This is a genomic window from Campylobacter concisus (assembly GCF_003048405.1).
In the GTDB taxonomy this organism is placed as follows: domain Bacteria; phylum Campylobacterota; class Campylobacteria; order Campylobacterales; family Campylobacteraceae; genus Campylobacter_A; species Campylobacter_A concisus_Q.
The window spans coordinates 119,430-137,358 of sequence record NZ_PIQS01000001.1 but is presented as its reverse complement, the minus strand read 5'-3'; the positions used below and the strand labels follow the sequence as shown (position 1 = coordinate 137,358).

Annotated in this window: 16 protein-coding genes; 6 read left to right on the top strand and 10 right to left on the bottom strand. The window is 40.2% G+C overall.

The window, feature by feature from the left end; all coding sequences use genetic code 11:
- Positions 1 to 2: 2 nt before the first annotated feature.
- The 3 genes from CVT18_RS00695 to CVT18_RS00685 all read right to left on the bottom strand — a co-directional run bounded on the left by CVT18_RS00695 (position 3) and on the right by CVT18_RS00685 (position 4,604).
- Positions 3 to 1,730 carry a peptidase M3 gene (locus tag CVT18_RS00695; protein ID WP_107824092.1) on the bottom strand — a complete coding sequence of 576 codons (1,728 nt, stop codon included), beginning with the start codon at positions 1,728 to 1,730 and terminating at the stop codon, positions 3 to 5.
- 9 nt (positions 1,731 to 1,739) lie between these two features.
- A complete protein-coding gene (gene dcuC, locus CVT18_RS00690; protein WP_107824091.1) occupies positions 1,740 to 3,134 on the bottom strand; it encodes a C4-dicarboxylate transporter DcuC in 1,395 nt (464 codons plus the stop codon).
- A gap of 324 nt (positions 3,135 to 3,458) precedes the next feature.
- Positions 3,459 to 4,604, bottom strand: coding sequence for a toxin-antitoxin system YwqK family antitoxin (locus CVT18_RS00685; protein ID WP_107824090.1), 1,146 nt, complete (start codon positions 4,602 to 4,604; stop codon positions 3,459 to 3,461).
- A gap of 179 nt (positions 4,605 to 4,783) precedes the next feature.
- On the opposite strand from CVT18_RS00685, the gene CVT18_RS00680 reads away from it, so the two are divergent.
- Positions 4,784 to 6,730 (top strand): pentapeptide repeat-containing protein, encoded by a 1,947-nt coding sequence (locus CVT18_RS00680; RefSeq protein WP_107824089.1) that lies wholly within the window; start codon positions 4,784 to 4,786, stop codon positions 6,728 to 6,730.
- Between the two features lie 124 nt (positions 6,731 to 6,854).
- Entirely contained in the window at positions 6,855 to 7,316 is a 462-nt protein-coding gene (locus CVT18_RS00675) for a hypothetical protein (RefSeq protein ID WP_107824088.1), read from the top strand.
- Between the two features lie 145 nt (positions 7,317 to 7,461).
- On the opposite strand, the gene CVT18_RS00670 is transcribed toward CVT18_RS00675, so the two are convergent.
- Both CVT18_RS00670 and nifJ read right to left on the bottom strand, forming a co-directional pair.
- Positions 7,462 to 7,968, bottom strand: coding sequence for a DNA-deoxyinosine glycosylase (locus tag CVT18_RS00670; RefSeq protein ID WP_107824086.1), 507 nt, complete (start codon positions 7,966 to 7,968; stop codon positions 7,462 to 7,464).
- A gap of 134 nt (positions 7,969 to 8,102) precedes the next feature.
- Positions 8,103 to 11,705, bottom strand: a complete 3,603-nt coding sequence (gene nifJ / locus CVT18_RS00665; protein ID WP_103629300.1) for a pyruvate:ferredoxin (flavodoxin) oxidoreductase — start codon at positions 11,703 to 11,705, stop codon at positions 8,103 to 8,105.
- A gap of 173 nt (positions 11,706 to 11,878) precedes the next feature.
- Between nifJ and CVT18_RS00660 the strand changes: the two genes are divergently transcribed.
- The 4 genes from CVT18_RS00660 (at position 11,879) to fldA (ending at position 14,706) form a co-directional block, all read left to right on the top strand.
- Positions 11,879 to 13,042, top strand: coding sequence for a sugar transporter (locus tag CVT18_RS00660; RefSeq protein ID WP_103629301.1), 1,164 nt, complete (start codon positions 11,879 to 11,881; stop codon positions 13,040 to 13,042).
- 132 nt (positions 13,043 to 13,174) lie between these two features.
- The gene (locus CVT18_RS00655) at positions 13,175 to 13,486 is read left to right on the top strand and encodes a DUF2325 domain-containing protein (RefSeq protein ID WP_002939277.1); all 312 of its coding nucleotides are present in this window, start codon (positions 13,175 to 13,177) and stop codon (positions 13,484 to 13,486) included.
- Positions 13,487 to 13,489: 3 nt separating this feature from the next.
- Positions 13,490 to 14,203 carry a UDP-N-acetylmuramate--alanine ligase gene (locus CVT18_RS00650; protein WP_103629302.1) on the top strand — a complete coding sequence of 238 codons (714 nt, stop codon included), beginning with the start codon at positions 13,490 to 13,492 and terminating at the stop codon, positions 14,201 to 14,203.
- 11 nt (positions 14,204 to 14,214) lie between these two features.
- On the top strand, positions 14,215 to 14,706 hold the full coding sequence (gene fldA, locus CVT18_RS00645) for a flavodoxin FldA (RefSeq protein WP_103629303.1): 492 nt from the start codon (positions 14,215 to 14,217) through the stop codon (positions 14,704 to 14,706).
- 33 nt (positions 14,707 to 14,739) lie between these two features.
- On the opposite strand, the gene CVT18_RS00640 is transcribed toward fldA, so the two are convergent.
- From CVT18_RS00640 to CVT18_RS00620, 5 genes are read right to left on the bottom strand one after another with little or no spacing between them, the layout of a single operon-like run.
- Positions 14,740 to 15,477, bottom strand: a complete 738-nt coding sequence (locus CVT18_RS00640; protein WP_103629338.1) for an amino acid ABC transporter ATP-binding protein — start codon at positions 15,475 to 15,477, stop codon at positions 14,740 to 14,742.
- The gene (locus CVT18_RS00635; protein WP_103629339.1) at positions 15,477 to 16,145 is read right to left on the bottom strand and encodes an amino acid ABC transporter permease; all 669 of its coding nucleotides are present in this window, start codon (positions 16,143 to 16,145) and stop codon (positions 15,477 to 15,479) included. The genes CVT18_RS00640 and CVT18_RS00635 overlap by 1 nt, the downstream gene beginning before the upstream one ends.
- A gap of 23 nt (positions 16,146 to 16,168) precedes the next feature.
- Entirely contained in the window at positions 16,169 to 16,921 is a 753-nt protein-coding gene (locus tag CVT18_RS00630) for an amino acid ABC transporter substrate-binding protein (protein WP_103629340.1), read from the bottom strand.
- 9 nt (positions 16,922 to 16,930) lie between these two features.
- Complete coding sequence (locus tag CVT18_RS00625; protein ID WP_103629341.1) at positions 16,931 to 17,683, bottom strand: amino acid ABC transporter substrate-binding protein; 753 nt, start codon at positions 17,681 to 17,683, stop codon at positions 16,931 to 16,933.
- 9 nt (positions 17,684 to 17,692) lie between these two features.
- Positions 17,693 to 17,824, bottom strand: coding sequence for a transporter substrate-binding domain-containing protein (locus tag CVT18_RS00620; protein WP_223155332.1), 132 nt, complete (start codon positions 17,822 to 17,824; stop codon positions 17,693 to 17,695).
- Between the last annotated feature and the right edge of the window lie 105 nt (positions 17,825 to 17,929).

Sequence of the window (17,929 nt, the reverse complement as noted above, 5' to 3'; positions counted from 1 at the left end):
ATTTATACAGCCACTACCTTTTTAAACTCATCTAAATTTTTTAGTGCTTCATCTATGCCAATCAGCCAAAATTCACACTTTGTCGTATCTTTTTTAAAGTGTTTTTTCATTAGCTCTTCCACGCTTTTTGTGCCACACTCTATTAAAAATTGTTTATAAATTTTGCAAAATTTTACTTCGTCTTTTTTAAACTCACTTAGAAAGAATTGTGATAGCAAATAGCCGACACTATAAGGGTAGTTGTAGATATAATTATCTGTTTTATAAAAATGTGGTTTAAAATATGGCAAAAATTCTTCAACATCGCTCGTGCTATCTTTATAAAATTTATCCCAAGCTTGTTTTAAAAGATCGCTTGCGTCTTTTTTGCTGACTTGACCTTTTTGTCGCAGCTTTATAAAACCAGTCTCAAACTCGTATCTAACGCTTATATGAAGTAAAAAATTTGCAGCGCTTTTTAGCTCCTGCCATAAAATTTCTACCCTAAGTGAGTCATCTTTTTTTAGTTCATTTCGTAAAAGAGTTTCATTAAATGTACTCGCACTCTCGGCTAAGCTCATTGGAAAATTTGCACTTAAAACTGGAAGATCACGCATCAAGTAGTAGTGCCAAGCATGCCCAAGCTCATGAGCTTGCTGGATTAAGTGTGAAAGAGTATTCATGTAGGTGGTAAAAATTCTTGGTTGCTTAAATTTTGGCAAACTCACAAAAAATGCTCCGCCAGCTTTATTTTCTCGTACATCGCTTTCTATCCAGTGTTTGTCTATCATAAGCTTGATAAAACTATCTTCACCCAGTGGTTTTAATGCTTTTTTGATGATTTTAATAGCCTCGTCATGAGAAATTTCACTGTGCTTGCTAAGTGGATAAGGTGCCAAAAGATCGCAACTTCTCATACTTTTGCCACCTAAAAAACTAGCTCTTACTCTTACGCATTCTCTTATTTTTTCAACTCTTTTGCTAATGGCTTCTTGCATGGCGTTTAAAGTGTCAAGGCTCATTTTATTTTCTTCAAGGCTTGGAGTTAAAAAATCAACTTTTGCTGCCTTAAATTTAGCCAGTCTAAATCCATGAAGCATATTTAAGATATCAAGATAAAGATCGGAAAATTTATCATAGTGAGAACTCAGAGCATCAAACACATTTTTGCGTAAAATTTCATCATCTGATCCTTTTAATATACCCATACATTTTGCAAGATTATAGCTTTGTGTATTTGCATTTTTATTGGTAGCAGAGATATTTATTAAATTATTTAGATGTCTAAAATTTGCAAAAAGTGGAAAAAAATTTGTGAGCGCTAAATTTGCAAAAAAATATCTTTCACTCTTTTTTCGTATTTTGCTCTTGCTATTTTTATGTTCTAAATATAGAAATTTTATATGTTTAAATTGAGTGCTTTGAAAAATTTTATCATCACTTTTTAGGCTATCAAATTTATCAAAAAGTATCTCCTTTGCCGTATCAAGTTTAGCTTTTTGCTCTTTTATTTTTAGCTCAAATTTACTAGCTAGCTCATCTTTTGTATTATCGCTACTTTTACAACGACAAAATGCGAGTAGGCTAGCTGCTTCTTTGTATGCTTCTTCGTATGAGATGATAGCTTTGGTAAGCTCGCTATTGTTTAAAAATTTAACCAAATTTTCATTTTGTGCTTTTAGATTTTCAAACGATGAGGTAAAAATTTCGCTATCAAAATCTACATAAGAATCATCAAAGCTCCATCTCATATTTTCTCCTTAAAATGATAGTAAAAATACAAATATATGGTGGCTTATAAGACCTAAAATAGCTGGCACGCTACATCTTTTAATGAGCGAGAGCGGGCTAATGTGAAGCATACCTGAAATGGCTACCACTACGCCAGAGACAGGTGAAAGTGGTCTAGCTATTGTGGAGGCTTGATGCATAGGAAGCACTAGCATAACAGAGTTGATATTTAAGCTCTTAGCTATATTTGGTACCATGTTTAAAAGTGGATAAAAGCTTGCACCATTTGAGCCAGCTATGATTGTAACAATGGTTGTTATAAATACAAAAAGTATAGACATGCCAAGCCCTCCAAAACCTATGCTTTTTGCCAAATTTACAATAGCATCAAGCATACCAAGAGCTTTAAAGCCTTCAGCAAATATACCAGCTGCCACAACTAGCATAACAACACCGCTTAAGCTTTTTGCCATGGCATTAAAAAATACTTTTAGCCCTTCGCCAAGCTTTTCAAAGCTAAATTTATGCCTAAATGCTTCAAAAACCATAGCAATTATCATAGAAAGGATTATGACGCTTGATATGTTTAGTTTTATAGTTTTTAAGCAATATGGCGAAAAAACTACTACTAAAATCATCGGTAAAAATGGTAAAAGAGCATAGATCATAGGTGCTTGCTCTTTTGGAACATCTACCTTATCGTCAAAACTAATGCTCTCTCCTATATGCTCACTACAAACCCAACCTTCTTTTTTGTCTAAGTATCTATTCCAAAGAACTAATGCAATGCCGATCACGAGTACAGTTGGAAGAGCCGCTGGAATTTTATAGATAAAAACATAATCAAGCACCTCAAGTTCAGTTGCTTTTGCAGCAGCAGCTGTCGATGAGCCAAGAAGCACCATTGAGCTAGCTCCACTCATCGCACAAATACTACCAACGCTTAGTTTATTTAGTCCTAGTGATATAAGAACTGGTCCAAGAAGTGCAAGACAAAGCACGCCAAGTCCAACCGCACTGGTTATTACCATGCTTATAAGTTTTGCTACGCAAAAAGCTATGAATATCATAAAATATGGGCTTTTTATGGCTTTAAACCTTTTTGTGGCGATGCCTACAAAGGCTTGATTTGCTCCGATATGAGTCATATAACTTGCAAAACCGACCATTAACATGATCAAAAGTCCAAGTTGCGAAAAATTATTTGAGAGCATATAGCGGATAAACTCAACTACATCCAGTAAGGAATTTCCAGTGCTATTTACCTTTTCTGGTAAAAATTTTCCCGTATCAAGAATGACCGAAGAGACAAGCATGATAACGCCAGAGAGTAAAAGCACGAAAGTGGCGTATTTGCCTTTTAAAATCGCCCAGCCTACAACAAAAAGCGTAAGTAAGGCTATGATTAGACCAAGAGTATGCATTTTTGCTCCTTATTAAGATATTTAAAAACCAGAATACAAAAATCAAAAATACGCTTAAAATATAAAAAATAATATTTATATGCTTGCAATTATACTACTTGTTATATTGAAATTTCGCTTTTATTTATAAAAATATTATTAATTTTATAGATTAGATTGCTACTTTTATGACTAAGATGTAAAAGGTAAATATAAAAATTTTAATGTTAGGTACGACTATTGTAGTGTGATTTAAAGCTAATTAAAATATGTAAAATACAAAAGGACGTAAATATTTGGTTTGGTAAAAATTCAAATGATGCCAGTAGCAACTTATTTTAGTATTTACTCCCTCGGCAGTCCATTTTTATCGGACTTGTCGCTGATTAGCTTACCTGCTTCGTCGTATTTTTTGGCACGCACGAGCCTACCGCGCTCAAACTCCCCCTCGGCTTCGAGTTTGCCGTTTGCGTAGTAGTGGTGCGCCTCGCCGACCTCCAGCCCGTCCTCAAATATCACTTTGGCTTTTAGCTTGCTGTTTTCGTGATACTCCTCGTACAGTCCGTGATAGCGCCCGTTTTTAAACATTACCTTTGCAGCCAGCGCCCCGCTCTCGTAGTAGTCCAGCCCCACACCCGTTTGGCGGCCGTCTTTATACTCGTATTCGCCTCTGAGCTTGCCGCCCCCGTAGTATTCGCGCGCGACGCCGTCCTTTTCGCCGTCTTTATAATTTTCTACCACGCGCGTTTTGCCGTTTTCGTAAAATCGCTTCCAAACGCCGTTTTTGCGGTCATTTTTATATTCGCCCGTCTCCTCCACGGCGCCGCTTTCGTAGTACCACGTCTCTGCGCCCTCTCGCTTGTCGTTCTTATACGTTCGCTTGCCGCGGATTTTGCCGCTTTTGTAGTAGTCTACGTCCTCGCCGTTTCGTAGCCCGCCCGCGTACGGGCTGCGCGCGCTAACCTCGCCGCTAACGTAATAGTCGGTGAAAACGCCCTCTCGCTTGTCCGCCTTGAAAAAGCCCTCCTGCTTTAACGCGCCGCCCTCGTCAAAGTAGTAGCGGCGGTAGCGCCCATCGCGGACGTCATTTTTGTATTCGCTCTCGCCCATTAGCGCGCCGCTATCTGCATGGTAGTGCTTAGCCGTGCCCTCGCGGACGCCGTTTTTTAGCTGGTATTCGTTTGAGGGCTTGTCTCTGCCGTCAAAATAGTCTCTATATCGCACCGCCGTGCCGCCCTGCACGTCTATCTCGCGTATAAGCGTGGGCGGTAGCGGTTTTAGCCTCGGATAGACCATGCCCATCGCATTTACGTCATATAGGTCCTCTACGCTGTATCGAAGCATCTTAAGCGTGCCGTCGTAGGGCTTACCTTTTACGTAGTAAAGCCCGTTTTTTAGGCTCGCTTCGGGCTTCATTACGACTTTTGGCTCTAGAGCTTGCGCACCGATCGCTAGAAACGGAAGCAAAAATAGAAATTTTAGGATTTTCACGGTTTTCCCTGCTTTGTTTGATTTTGGTAATTTTAAAATTTGAAACTAAATTTAAGGTGAAGATGAGGCTAAAATCCGTTGTTTGTTTTTATTTATTTATAATTAATTTACAAGTTGGTTTTTGATAGTATTTCGCATAACGTAAATTTTTAGCATGTGCATGATAGCGAGGTTTAAAAATGGGTTTAGATATAGATAAAATTTTGCAAGAGCCAAGAGAAGAAATCGAGCAAAAAGAACTTGAGAGGTTTCAGGAGATTGGGATTCTCAATGGCAATATAGATGCTTTGTATGCGTCAGGGCAAAACAGTGAAGATTGTCTTATTGAAAAATGCACGCAATATGGACAAGTTTTTTTCTTTTTTAAAGGTTTTTACTTAGACCAAAATTCAGACTCCATCAACCATGTAAATTTAGAAAAATATCTGCAAAGTGACGAATTTAATATTGTTCTTTTATTTTGTGATATCGTAAATAATCCAAAACCCATAGAAGATTTAAATGGGATTAAACGGAAGGTAATAATTGTAAATTCCAGGCTTCCTAACATCAGCTCTTGTAAATTTGAAAATGAAGTATTTTTACATAATATCACTAAAGACAACACGTTTAGCGGATGCGAATTTACAAAAGAAGTTTACGTAGAAGGTCGTGCACATTTTCATTCATGTACATTTAACGGTGATTTTATATCTCAAAACTCTGGACAAGATATATCCTTTGCAAGTAGTATCTTTAATAAATCTTTTAAATTAGATACAAAAAATGAGTTGGGAGAGGTAAAATTTGAAGCCGCCCATTTTAAGCAAAAATTTACTATGGATATAGGGAAATTTAGTGTTCTAGATTTCTCACACACCGAATTTTATTGCGAGCTTAATTTATACGCAAAACAGTTTGACGGGATAAATATAAATTTTACCAATGCCACATTTAACCAAAAGCTAAGTTTTCATAGGAGCATAATCAACTGCGAAATGCTTTTCAAAGAAGCTTGTTTTGAAAGTAACTTAATTTTCACAGAAGCAAAATTTAATGATGTAGTAAATTTAGATAAAGCAAAATTTAAAGGAAAGGCGCAATTTCGCGGAACTAAATTTAACAGAGCGATACTAACTGAAACAAATTTTGAAAATAAAGCCGACTTTTCAAATGCGATATTCAACGAAAAAGCATATTTTACAAATGCCGTTTTTAAGGCAGATGCAGACTTTAGCTCTGCTATTTTCGCCGATGAAGCACGGTTTTTTAATGTAGATTTTAAAGGCACGGCAATCTTTGAAAATACCGAAATTAAAGGTAAAACAGACTTCAAGACGGATAAAAATCTTACTTTTGGAAAAGATGTAGATTTTAATAATGCAACTTTTCACGATAATGCTTATTTTAATAATAGAGTTTTTGAGGATTTTGCCGATTTTCACGAGGCTGATTTTAAAAAAGTCGCTTGCTTTTATAGCGTAACTTTTAAAAAACCGGTTAATTTCTCATCAATTATTTTCAACGGCGCTTTAAATTTCGTAAATGCAAAAACGGATTTTACTTACAAAGAGCTTAAAGAGCTTATCGAGACTCAAATCAAATGCGATAAAAGCATCGATAATATAAAAAGAACAAATGATTTTAGAGATGGTTTTAGGCTTATGAAATACAACTTAAACAACAAAGGCAATGCGCTAGATGCAAGCTTGTTTCACCGCCTAGAACTATATTGCAAAGAGCTAGAATTAGAATTTACCCTTGAAAACACAAAGGATAAAAATAGTGAAAAAAGTAAAGAAGTGAAACCTGCCGATGAAACAAAAGGCTCACCTAAAGATAAAAATCGTATCGAGATTTTGTTAGATTTGATAACGCTAAAATTATATAGAAATATCAGCGACCATCATACGAATTTACTACGAATTATAAATTTTATGGTTTTAACTATCGCAGCATATGGGCTATGTTTTTATATTTTTGATATTTTTTTATTGGAAACGATAATCGCCAATCCCAAAGCGCTAGTATTTTCTATAATACTATGTTATATAGCCGGATTAATAGTATATATGAATCTTGACATTAAACAAAGTGCGGTAGCAGTGATAGCAACCCTCATATGCGTCTTTTACGGTATAAGCTAATATTATCCTATTTTTACTATCGATTTTATACTTTTGTATCTGGTACTATACTATATATTTTTTTTATTTACACAAGTTTAGACTTGCAAAAATTTTGACTTACTTGATTTGCATAGTTATATTTTTGAGCAAACCATTTTTGATAGCGCCGTTTATAGGTGTATTTACGTCAGAACAAGCGGCTCAAAGCAAATTTAAAGAATACGCCGCAAGATATAATGAAAACGGCCTAGACGATATGCTGCTAGATGCAAATCTTACTAACGCCAAAAAAGACAACAAACTAGATTTTATAGTCAAAAATAGAAAAATGATTTTAGAAGAGTTAGAGTGCGAAAAAACGCTATTAATCAACTCCAAAAACAAATGTGCCCAAAATACCGATGAAACCGCATATAGCAACCCTAATAGTAAAAAACAAGAGATAACCAAAAAGCCGTATGCAAAGGCTCTAAATGCTCTAAAATACGATGAAATAATGCAATCAATGCAAAAAAGTGCAAACTTGCTCTATAGCTTCATTATGCTACTTGTTGTTTACTCGCTTACAAAAACTGCACGTAGAAATTCTTTAGTACCTAGCTAGCGGTTTATGCCGCTATTTTTGGCAATAAAGCGAACAAACCTTTTTAAATTTGCTCGCTTCTTAAAATTTTGGAGGCACCTTTATTTTAGATTTTGCCACTTGTGATAACAGATAAGTAAATTAGCTAAATTTAGATAGATAAAATTTAGCCGTCTTTTAGCGCCTCCGCGACGACCGTCCACTCTTGCACGAGCCTTTCAAAGCTAAAATTTGCGTTTGCCGAGCTAGTCGAGGGTAGCTTGAGGGGCGGTTTGCCCGTTGCGTTTAAAACTTGAGTTTTTAGATATTTTTCGCAGATTTCGTGCGCTTTGCCGCCGTTTGCGTAAACTTGCGCTATGCACGCTCCGCTAAAAATCGGCTCCAAATTTGCAGGCTCAACGGCGGTCATTTTAGCATCGCTCGAGCCCTTTATCTCGCACGAGATCGCGGCATCGTAGATGGCGATGCGGCTGGCGAGTAGGAAATTTATCTTTTCATCCGTGCTTCCTGGCAGCGGAGCATTTAAAATCTCAGCCAGCACCCGCCAAAAGCGATTTTGCGGATTTGCGTAGTAAAATCCGAGCTTGCGAGAAACCACGGAAGGGAAGGAGCCGAGGATTAAAATTTTAGAGTTTTTATCAAAAATCGGTTTAAAAGGATGGGTTTGGCTCATTTTGCGCCTTTTAAATTTGCCGCGTTAAATTTGATATTTTCAAATTTGGAAGCAAATTTAACCGCCCGAACGAGCGGCTAAATTTACAGATATTTTCCCTCGCCCGTCAAATTTGAGCGAGAGAAATTTGCGCTTTACTCGGCTGCGGTGCCGGCAGAGGTATCCTCGGCGCTCTCAGGTGCGCTAGACTCGATCTCGTCGCTAAAGTCAGCCAAACTTAGGCGTTTTAGCTGGCGGTAGCGTCTTTGCGCGTCGGCCTTGTTTTTAGCCAACAGCTCGTCTGCGTGCTGCGGATTCGTCTTTTTGAGCGAGTTGTAGCGAACTTCGTTTAGCAAAAACTCCTCGTAAAGCGACCAATCAGGCTCTTTTGAGGTCATTTTGAGCGGATTTTTGCCCTCTTTGATTAGGCGCGGATCGTAGACGTAGGTCGGCCAGTAGCCGCATTTCGTCGCTAGCTCGCCTTGATCGCCGGAGTAGGCCATACCGCCTTTTATACCGTGCGCGATGCACGGCGAATACGCAATCACGAGGCTAGGTCCATCGTATGCTTCGGCTGCGGCGATGGCTTTTATCGTGTTTGCTTGGCTCGCGTTTGAGTTGATCTGCGCGACGAAGATGTTTCCGTAGGTCATTGCGATGTAGCCTAGATCTTTTTTTTGCATCGGCTTGCCGCTAGCGGTAAACTGCGCTATCGAGCCAGCGCGGCTTGATTTTGAGCTTTGGCCGCCGGTGTTTGAGTAGACTTCGGTATCTAGCACGAGCACGTTTACGTTCTCGCCGCTAGCTAGCACGTGGTCAAGCCCGCCAAAGCCGATGTCGTACGCCCAGCCGTCGCCGCCGATGATCCACTGGGATTTTTTGACGAGATATCTTTTTAGTTCTAAAATTTCTTTTACACCGGGAACGCTTAAATTTTGCTCCAAAACAGGGGTCAAAATTTTAGCTATTTGCGTCGTCTTCTCGCCGTCGTTTTTATACGCGATCCAGTCGGAGTATAGCGCGGCTAAGGCGTTTGGCGCGGTATCTTTGGTGCGTAGCATTACGTCTTCTATACGGTGGCGCAGCGTCTCTACTGCGACATTCATGCCCATACCAAACTCCGCATTATCCTCAAACAGCGAATTCGCCCACGCTACGCCTTTGCCCTCTTTGTTCGTCGTATAAGGCGTCGAAGGCGCGCTACCGCCGTAGATCGAGCTACATCCGGTGGCGTTTGCCACTATCATGCGGTCGCCGAACAGTCTCGTAACAAGTCCGATATAAGGCGTCTCGCCGCATCCCGGGCATGCGCCGTGAAACTCAAATAGCGGCTGCGCAAATCCCACGCCCTTGACGCTATCTTTGCTCATCAGGTCGTCTTTGTAGGTTACTTTTTTAAATAAATAATCAGCGTTTTCCTGCTCGTGTCGCTCCATCTCCTCGGCTAGCGGCACCATGACGAGCGATTTTTCCTTGCTCGGGCAAATTTGAGCGCACAGCTCGCAGCCCGTGCAGTCAAGCGGGCTTACTTGGATTTTGTATTTTAGCCCTTTTACCTCTTTGCCTTTGGCGTCTAGGACGTGATCTTGCACGGTTTGCGGCGCGGCGGCGAGCTCGTTTTCGTCGATGAGAAACGGGCGGATCACCGCATGCGGGCAGACGAAGGCGCACTGATTACACTGGATACAGTTGCCCTCGATCCACTTCGGCACCATCACGCCGATGCCGCGTTTTTCGTATTGCGTCGTGCCTGATTTAAAGTGTCCGTCCTCAAAGCCCACAAACGCCGAAACGGGCAAGCTATCGCCCCTAGCGGCGTTGATAGGCTTAACGATTTTTTCTATAAATTCGTCGCCGACGTATTTTTCCTCCGCGTTCGCTTCATCCGTCAAATTTGCCCAGCTAGGATCAACCTCGACCTTAACTAGCCCGTCCGCGCCCATGTCGATGGCCTTGTAGTTCATCTCTACGATCGCTTCGCCTTTTTTGGCGTAGGCTTTGTGCGCGTACTCTTTCATGTATTTTTGCGCGTCGGCAAACGGGATGATGTCCGCAAGCTTAAAAAACGCCGACTGCATGATGGTATTCGTGCGGTTTTTTAGCCCGATCTCGCGAGCTAGCTTGGTGGCGTTGATGATGTAGAAATTTACTCTTTTCTCGGCTAAAATTTTCTTTACTTTATTCGGCAGTTTAGCGACCGTCTGCTCGGCGTCCCAGATCGAGTTTAGCAGGAATGTCCCACCCTCGCGGATACCGTCTATAACATCGTAAATTTCAAGATACGCCGCAACCGAGCAGGCTACGAAGTGAGGATTTGAGACGAGGTAGGTCGAGCGGATAGGGTTTTTGCCGAAACGCAGATGCGAGCGCGTATAGCCGCCTGATTTTTTGCTGTCGTAGGCAAAATACGCCTGCGCATAGAGCTCGGTTTTATCGCCGATGATTTTGATGGAGTTTTTATTGGCTCCCACGGTACCGTCCGCGCCAAGGCCGTAAAATAGGCACTCTTTCACGCTTGCGTCGCTTAGCGAAATTTTCTCGCCGACTTTTAGCGAGGTGAAGGTCACGTCGTCCTCGATACCGACGGTAAAGCCGTTTTTGGGTTCAATTAAATTTAAATTCTCAAAAACCGCCAGCATTTGCGCAGGATCGACGTCTTTTGAGCTCAGACCGTAGCGGCCGCCTACTATCACGGGCTGATTTTTGCGTCCGTAAAACGCAGCCTTGACGTCCAGATATAGCGGCTCGCCGAGGCTTCCAGGCTCTTTGGTGCGGTCTAGTACGGCGATCTTTTCTACCGTCTCAGGCATCACGTCAAAGAGGTATTTTAGGCTAAACGGACGGTATAGATGTACCTTTAGCACGCCTACTTTTTCGTCCTTTGCGCGTAGGTGATCGACGACCTCTTCGAGCGTCTGCGTTACCGAACCCATCGCAACTACGATGCGCGTAGCGTGCGGATCGCCGTAATAATTAAACGGCTTATAATCGCGTCCCGTGATTTTTGAAATTTCTTTTAGATACTCGGCCACGATATCAGGCACCGCGTCGTAGTAGCGGTTAGCTAGCTCGCGCGTCTGGAAGTAGATGTCGTCGTTTTGAGCCGTGCCGCGAGTTTTCGGGTTTTCTGGACTTAGCGCCTCGTCTCTAAATTTTTGTAGCGCCTCGCGGTCAAGAAGTCTATCAAAGTGCGCGTAGTCAAGCACCTCGACCTTTTGTATTTCGTGGCTCGTGCGAAATCCGTCGAAAAAGTGCAAAAACGGCACGCGACCCTTGATCGCCGCTAGATGCGCGACGCCGGCGATATCCATGACCTCTTGCACGGAGCCGCTTGCCAGCATTGCAAATCCCGTTTGGCGACAGGCATAAATATCCTGATGATCGCCAAAGATTGAAAGCGCCTGGGCCGCGATGGAGCGCGCGCTAACGTGGATGACGCCCGGCAGCAGCTGGCCTGCGATTTTGTACATATTTGGGATTTTTAGAAGTAGACCTTGAGAAGCCGTGTATGTCGTAGTTAGGGCGCCTACTTGCAGCGAGCCGTGCACGGTGCCCGCAGCTCCGCCCTCGCTTTGCATTTCGACGACTTTAACCGGCATGCCGAATAAATTTTTCTTGCCCTGAGCCGCCCACATATCGGTGTAATCAGCCATCGGCGAGCTAGGAGTGATCGGGTAGATGCCCGCAACCTCCGTAAATGCATAAGCCGCGTGCGCCGCAGCCTCGTTTCCGTCCATAGTTTTCATTATTTTAGCCATTTTTCCGCCTTAAATTTTCTTACGATTTTTAAAAATCTTTTATTATAGAGATAGTTTCCAAAATCTACTATTAATCTATGTCATTAATAAATTCTGAGAATTTTGCCTTTTAAATTACTAACTTTAAGCAAAATTCCATTACCGTAATGAAAAAATAAAATTAAGGATAAAATTTGATAAGTGTTCATAGGGTAGCCTATTTAAGGGTTATAGCTCTTGCTTTTTGTGCTTTTATATTTAACACTACCGAGTTTGTCCCAGTGCCACTTTTAAGTGATATTGCAAAAGATTTTGATATGAGCACGGCTGATACCGGTCTTATCATTACGATTTATGCGTGGAGTGTCACTATACTCTCTTTACCGCTTATGCTTTTGACTGCAAATTTAGAACGAAGATCTCTTCTTTTAAAAGTTTTTATCGTATTTGTTGTAGCTCATACGCTTTGTGCCTTTGCTTGGAATTTTAAAATTTTAATTATTGCTCGGCTGATGATAGCTATTGCTCATGCTATTTTTTGGGCTATCACTGCTTCACTTGCTGTTAGACTAGCTCCGATAAATAAAAGCTCGCAAGCTCTTGGATTGCTAGCTCTTGGCACATCGCTAGCGATGATACTTGGTCTGCCACTTGGAAGAATTTTAGGTGACGCACTTGGTTGGCGTGTGACATTTGGACTGATCGGAATTTTTGCTGTTGGTGTTGGAGCTTGGCTATATAAAATTTTACCACTTTTGCCAAGCAAAAACTCAGGCTCGCTTAAAAGCTTGCCAGAGCTTGCAAGAAATGGCCTTTTAATGGTCGTATTTTTACTAACTGCAATTATTATAAGTGCGCATTTTAGCACCTATAGCTACATTGAGCCATTTGCAAAAGATATCAGTGGCTTTGATGGAAAATTTATCACAATATTCTTGCTTATATTTGGTGTTGCTGGTGTAGTTGCAAGCCTGCTTTTCTCTAAATTTTATAAGCTCATTCCAAATGCATTTTCTGCAATTTCTATCATGCTTATTTTATGTTGCTTGCTTTTGTTAAATTTTATTGCTAAAAATGAAGTTTTAATGCTAATCTTGGCCTTTGTTTGGGGGCTTGGCATAGCTGGTGTAAATATGAGTTTTCAAATAAAAGTGCTAAATCTTGCCTCAAATGCAACTGATGCTGCAATGGCGATATTTTCGGCTATTTATAACATAGGCATCGGAGCAGGAGCGCTAATAGGGCATCAGACGATAGTTCATTTAGGCGAACAAAATATCGGCAATGTCGGTAGTTTTTTTGCCGCAAGCGGACTTATCATATTTTTATTTACGGTATCTAAGATTAAAAGAGTTTAGATGTTTAAATATCTGAGTAAAACGTTACAAAGTTCTACATATAAGTGATAATAAATATCATAACTAAGAAAAATTTTAGTTAAGCTTCCTTATAATCATTATCAGAAAATGAATAAATTTTAGGAGCTTATTATGTCAGTTTTAGTTATCGGTGCAGATGAGATAACACCTATCAAGGCAGTTTTACATGATTTGGGAGCTGAAAAGATAGAACACTGGGATGCTAGAAATGAAAACCGCGTAAATCGCAAGCCAATCCCTCAAGATACCGAGTGCGTGGTGATGCTAACTAGTTTTTTAAACCACAACACGATGAAGACTATTAAAACTCAAGCAAAAAAGAGAAATATTCCAATTGTTTGTGCAAAAAGAAGCGTTAGTTGCGTATTTTGCGAGTACTGCAAGGTCTTTGGGCTAGATAAGGAATTTGGATGCAAAGAATAATCAATGAGATTCGGGCTTTTATCAGATATTGGCGAAATAACTCCAAATATTTTTGCAAAGCTTGATAGGCTTTCACGTGCAAAAATTTTTATTGCACTTTATAATTCCGGCGTAGAAAGTGAGCTAAAAATTCCGCTTTCTTACGCTAAATTTCTAAATTTCAAAGAAATTTTTGATGCTAGGATAAATTTCCTACTTCGAGGAAAATGTCTAAATTTTAAGCCAGCAGATCGCTTTTGTATTTCATCAAATATCATCATAAATGCTTATTTAAAAGGCGACTTTTCAAAGATAAAATTTATAGCAAAAGAGCCAAAAATGGCGGCTGCAAAGATGATAAAAATGCTTTATGCAAGTGGGAAATTTGAGTTTTGCATGGATGCGGCACAGATGTTTTGTCAATTTGTTTATGATAAAATACGCCTCCGCCATCAAGACAAAGAGGTCATGCTAAATAGCGGTGTCATTTCGGTTAAAAAAGATGGTAAAAATTTGCTCAGCATCATGCCAAGCTTTAAAAAAGTGAGCTTTGATGATATGAGAAATTTAAACGACGATATAGATAGAGCTGTCGGTGTGCTTGGTCACGAGTGCGAGATGGTTTATATCGTTTTTCCTAGAAATGAGGAATTTAGGCGACACGTTGAGGTTAGGCACTGTTGTGCGAGAGGTTTGATCAAGCTTGTGCCTTATACGATTATTAGTAAAATTTTTTAAAAAGGATAAAAATGATAGGTATAGTTTATGGAAGCAGCATGGGAAATACCGAAGATGCAGCAAAACTTATAAGTGAGGGTCTAGGCCTTGAAAACGAGCTTTTAAACGTCTCTGACGTGGACGGGGCAAAGATAAATAGCTTTGATAAGCTCATCCTTGGTACATCAACCTGGGGTAGTGGCGATCTTCAAGATGACTGGGATGCGTTTGACTTTAAAGCATTAAATCTAAACGGAAAAACAGTCGCTGTTTTTGGCATGGGTGATAGCGAGAGCTACTCTGATGAGTACTGTAACGGCATGGCAAAGCTTTACGATGAGGTCGTAAAAGCTGGCGCAAAAGTAGTTGGTGAGGTTAGCACCGATGGATATACATTTGATGGCTCTGATGCTGTAAGAAATGGAAAATTTGTAGGTCTAGCACTTGATGCTGATAACCAAAGTGATAAAACTGAGGGTAGAATTTCAGCTTGGATAGAGCAGATAAAGCCTCACTTTGCTTAATGTAATTTTAGCTAGATTTTCTAGCTAAAATTTTCATATATCCATAGCTGAGATGAAGCTTTTTATCCTCTCATTTTGGCTGTTAAAAAACTCATCTACCAAGCCATCAAATGCGATCACACCTTTATCTAAAAACAAAATTCTATCAGCTATCTTTCTAGCAAAATTCATATTATGAGTGACAATGATCATAGGCTTTTTCTCTTTTGCAAGAGATAAGATGACCTTTAAAACTTCAGCCTCAAGCTCTGGATCAAGCGCACTTGTAGGCTCATCAAGCAGTAAAAAGTATGGATTTACAGCCAGGGCTCTAGCGATGGCTACACGCTGTGCTTGTCCGCCTGAGAGCCTGTTTGGATAGGTATCTTCTTTGTGGCTAAGCCCCACTTTAGCTAAAAGCTCTTTTGCCTCTTTTATCGCTTCGCTTTTATCCTTTTTTTGAACGTAGATCGGAGCTTCTGTGACATTTTGAAGCGCTGTTAGGTGTGGAAAGAGGTTAAAGCTTTGAAAGACCATACCTGTTTTTTTGCGAATTTCTAAAAGCTCTTTTGAGCTAAGCTTCTCTTTAAAATTTACAGCTCTATCATCTACCTCTAAAATGCCACTTTGTGGGATCTCAAGTAAATTTATACATCTAAGAAGTGTTGATTTACCACAACCAGATGAGCCAACTATCACGGTCGTTTGCCCCTCTTTGAAGCTTGTATTTATGTTATCTAGCACCAAATGATCGCCGTAAGATTTGCTTATATTTTTAAAATTTATAGCCATTAGACATACCTTGAGACAGCTCTTTCAAGCCTTGATTGAAGATAAGTTAAAAGTGTGCAAACCACCAGGTAGATAAGTGCTGCTAGGATGTAGAGGATGAGTGGCTCAAAGGTTCTTGCTGCGATCCTTTGAGCGACCATAAACATATCAACCATCGTTATAGAAGCTGCTAGTGAGGTGTCTTTAACAAGGCCTATAAATGTGTTTGAAAGTGGCGGCAACGAGATCCTTACTGCTTGAGGGGCGATGATACGTTTTAAAATTTGATAGTGCGTCATGCCAAGCGATGTGGCAGCTTCCCACTGACCTTTTGGCACAGAAAGAATGGCAGCCCTTACGGACTCAGAGGCATAAGCACCCACGTTTAGACTAAATGCGATAGTCGCAGCACTCCAAGTATCAAGCGTGACACCGATGCTAGGAAGCCCATAAAATACTATAAAAAGCTGCACGAGAAGTGGCGTGCCGCGAAATATCCAAACATAGGTGGCAAATATAAATTTTAAAATTTTTATATTTGAAAGCCTCGCTACTGCTGTGATAATGGCGATGACAAGCCCTAGCGAAAACGAGAGCAAAGTAAGAGGGATCGTCACTTTTAAGAGTGCGATGATCATCGGTAGTGTCGAGCTTGAAACAAGCTCGATCACTCTATCTAAATTTTCCATTTTTGCCTTGTTGGTTTATAATTTTATTTTGAGACGTCTTTGCCAAAGTAGCTTTTTGAGATGGTTTCTAGTTTTCCTTCTTTTGAAAGTTCGTTTAGTGCATTTGAAATTTGCTCTGCAAGTTCGGCGTTGTCTTTCTTAACAGCTGCTGCTGTGTAGTCTTTCTCATCAAGTGAGGCGGCTATCTTTACAGGTGCGTTTGGACGCTCTTTTATGAAGTCGTAAAATACGATGTTGTCTCTTACAACAGCATCTACGCGTCTTGATATAAGAAGCTCCATACTTTTAGCAAAACTATCTGTTACGACGTGTTCAGCGCCGTATTTTACGGCGACTTTCGCCCAGTTGCTCGTAGCTGAGTCGGCATTTCTTTTGCCTTTTAGGTCGGCAAAGCTTTTTATGTCGTTATTATCTTTTCTAGTGATGATGGCACCAAATGTTACAGTATAAGGTACTGAAAAAGCATACTTTTTCTTTCTCTCGTCAGTTATACTTACTTGGTTAAACACAACGTCTGCCTTGCCCGCGTCAAATGCCGCTAGCATCGCATCCCAAGGGGCTGTTAGAAACTCAACTTTTAAATTTAGCTTTTGTGCTACTGCTTTTGCGATATCTACGTCGTATCCTACTAGCTCATTTTTGTCATTATAAAATGTAAAAGGCGCGTAAGTGCCTTCAGTTGCTACTGTTAGCACGCCATCTTTTATAGTTTTTGCTTGTAAATTTAAAGCCATCGCAAGCACGGCTACTACTTTTAATAAATTTGTAAATTTCATTTTGATCCTTTATTTTGAAATATCTTTTCCAAAATATTTCATCGAAATTTCGCTTATCTTGCCCTCGGCTTTTAGTTCATCAAGCGCTTTGTTTATCGCTTCTAGTAGCTCAGTATTTCCTTTTTTAACGATTGCAGCTGTTGGCATCGGCTCGTTGCTTGTGTATGCGATTTTTAGTGGCGCATTTGGGCGTTGTTTGATATAGTCATAAAAAGTGACGTTGTCGTTTATCGTATCATCAGCTCTTTTTGAGATGATAAGCTCCACGCCTTTGCTAAAGCCATCAGCCACAACCACTATTGCACCGTTTTTCTCGGCTATCGCTGCCCAGTTGCTAGTCGCAGAGTGTACGCTCTTTTTGCCCTTTAGATCAGCAAAACTTTTGATGTCGTTATTGTCTTTATGCACGACAATTACCGGATATGGCATAGTGTAAGGTACGCTCATACCATACTTTTTCTTTCTATCTTCGTTTATGCTAACTTGGTTAAACACAACATCAGCTTTACCAGCATCAAATGCAGCTAGCATCGCATCCCAAGGAGCTGTTAGAAACTCAACTTTTAAATTTAGTTTTTGCGCTACGGCTCTTGCAATATCTATGTCATATCCTACTAGCTCGCCCTTTTCATCGTAAAATGAGTAAGGTGAGTAAGTGCCTTCAGTTGCGACGATAAGTTCGCCTTTTTTGATAGTTGAAGCATTTAAATTTAAAGCTAAAAAAGCACCTGCGATCAAGCCAAAAATGGGCTTAAAATTCATTGATTCTCCTTATTTAGAAATATCTTTACCGAAGTATTTAAGCGAAATTTCGCTTAAAGCTCCTTCTTTGCTAAGCTCATTTAGGGTAAAATTTATCTTAATTAGCAGCTCTTTGTTACCTTTTTCTACGTTATAGCCCATTTGTTCACTATTTGTATGGCATCATCTTTTATGATCTGCCAGTAAAATTTTGTAAAGGCAGAATTTAGCAAACAATCGCAAGAATTGCACCAAATTTAAAAAGCA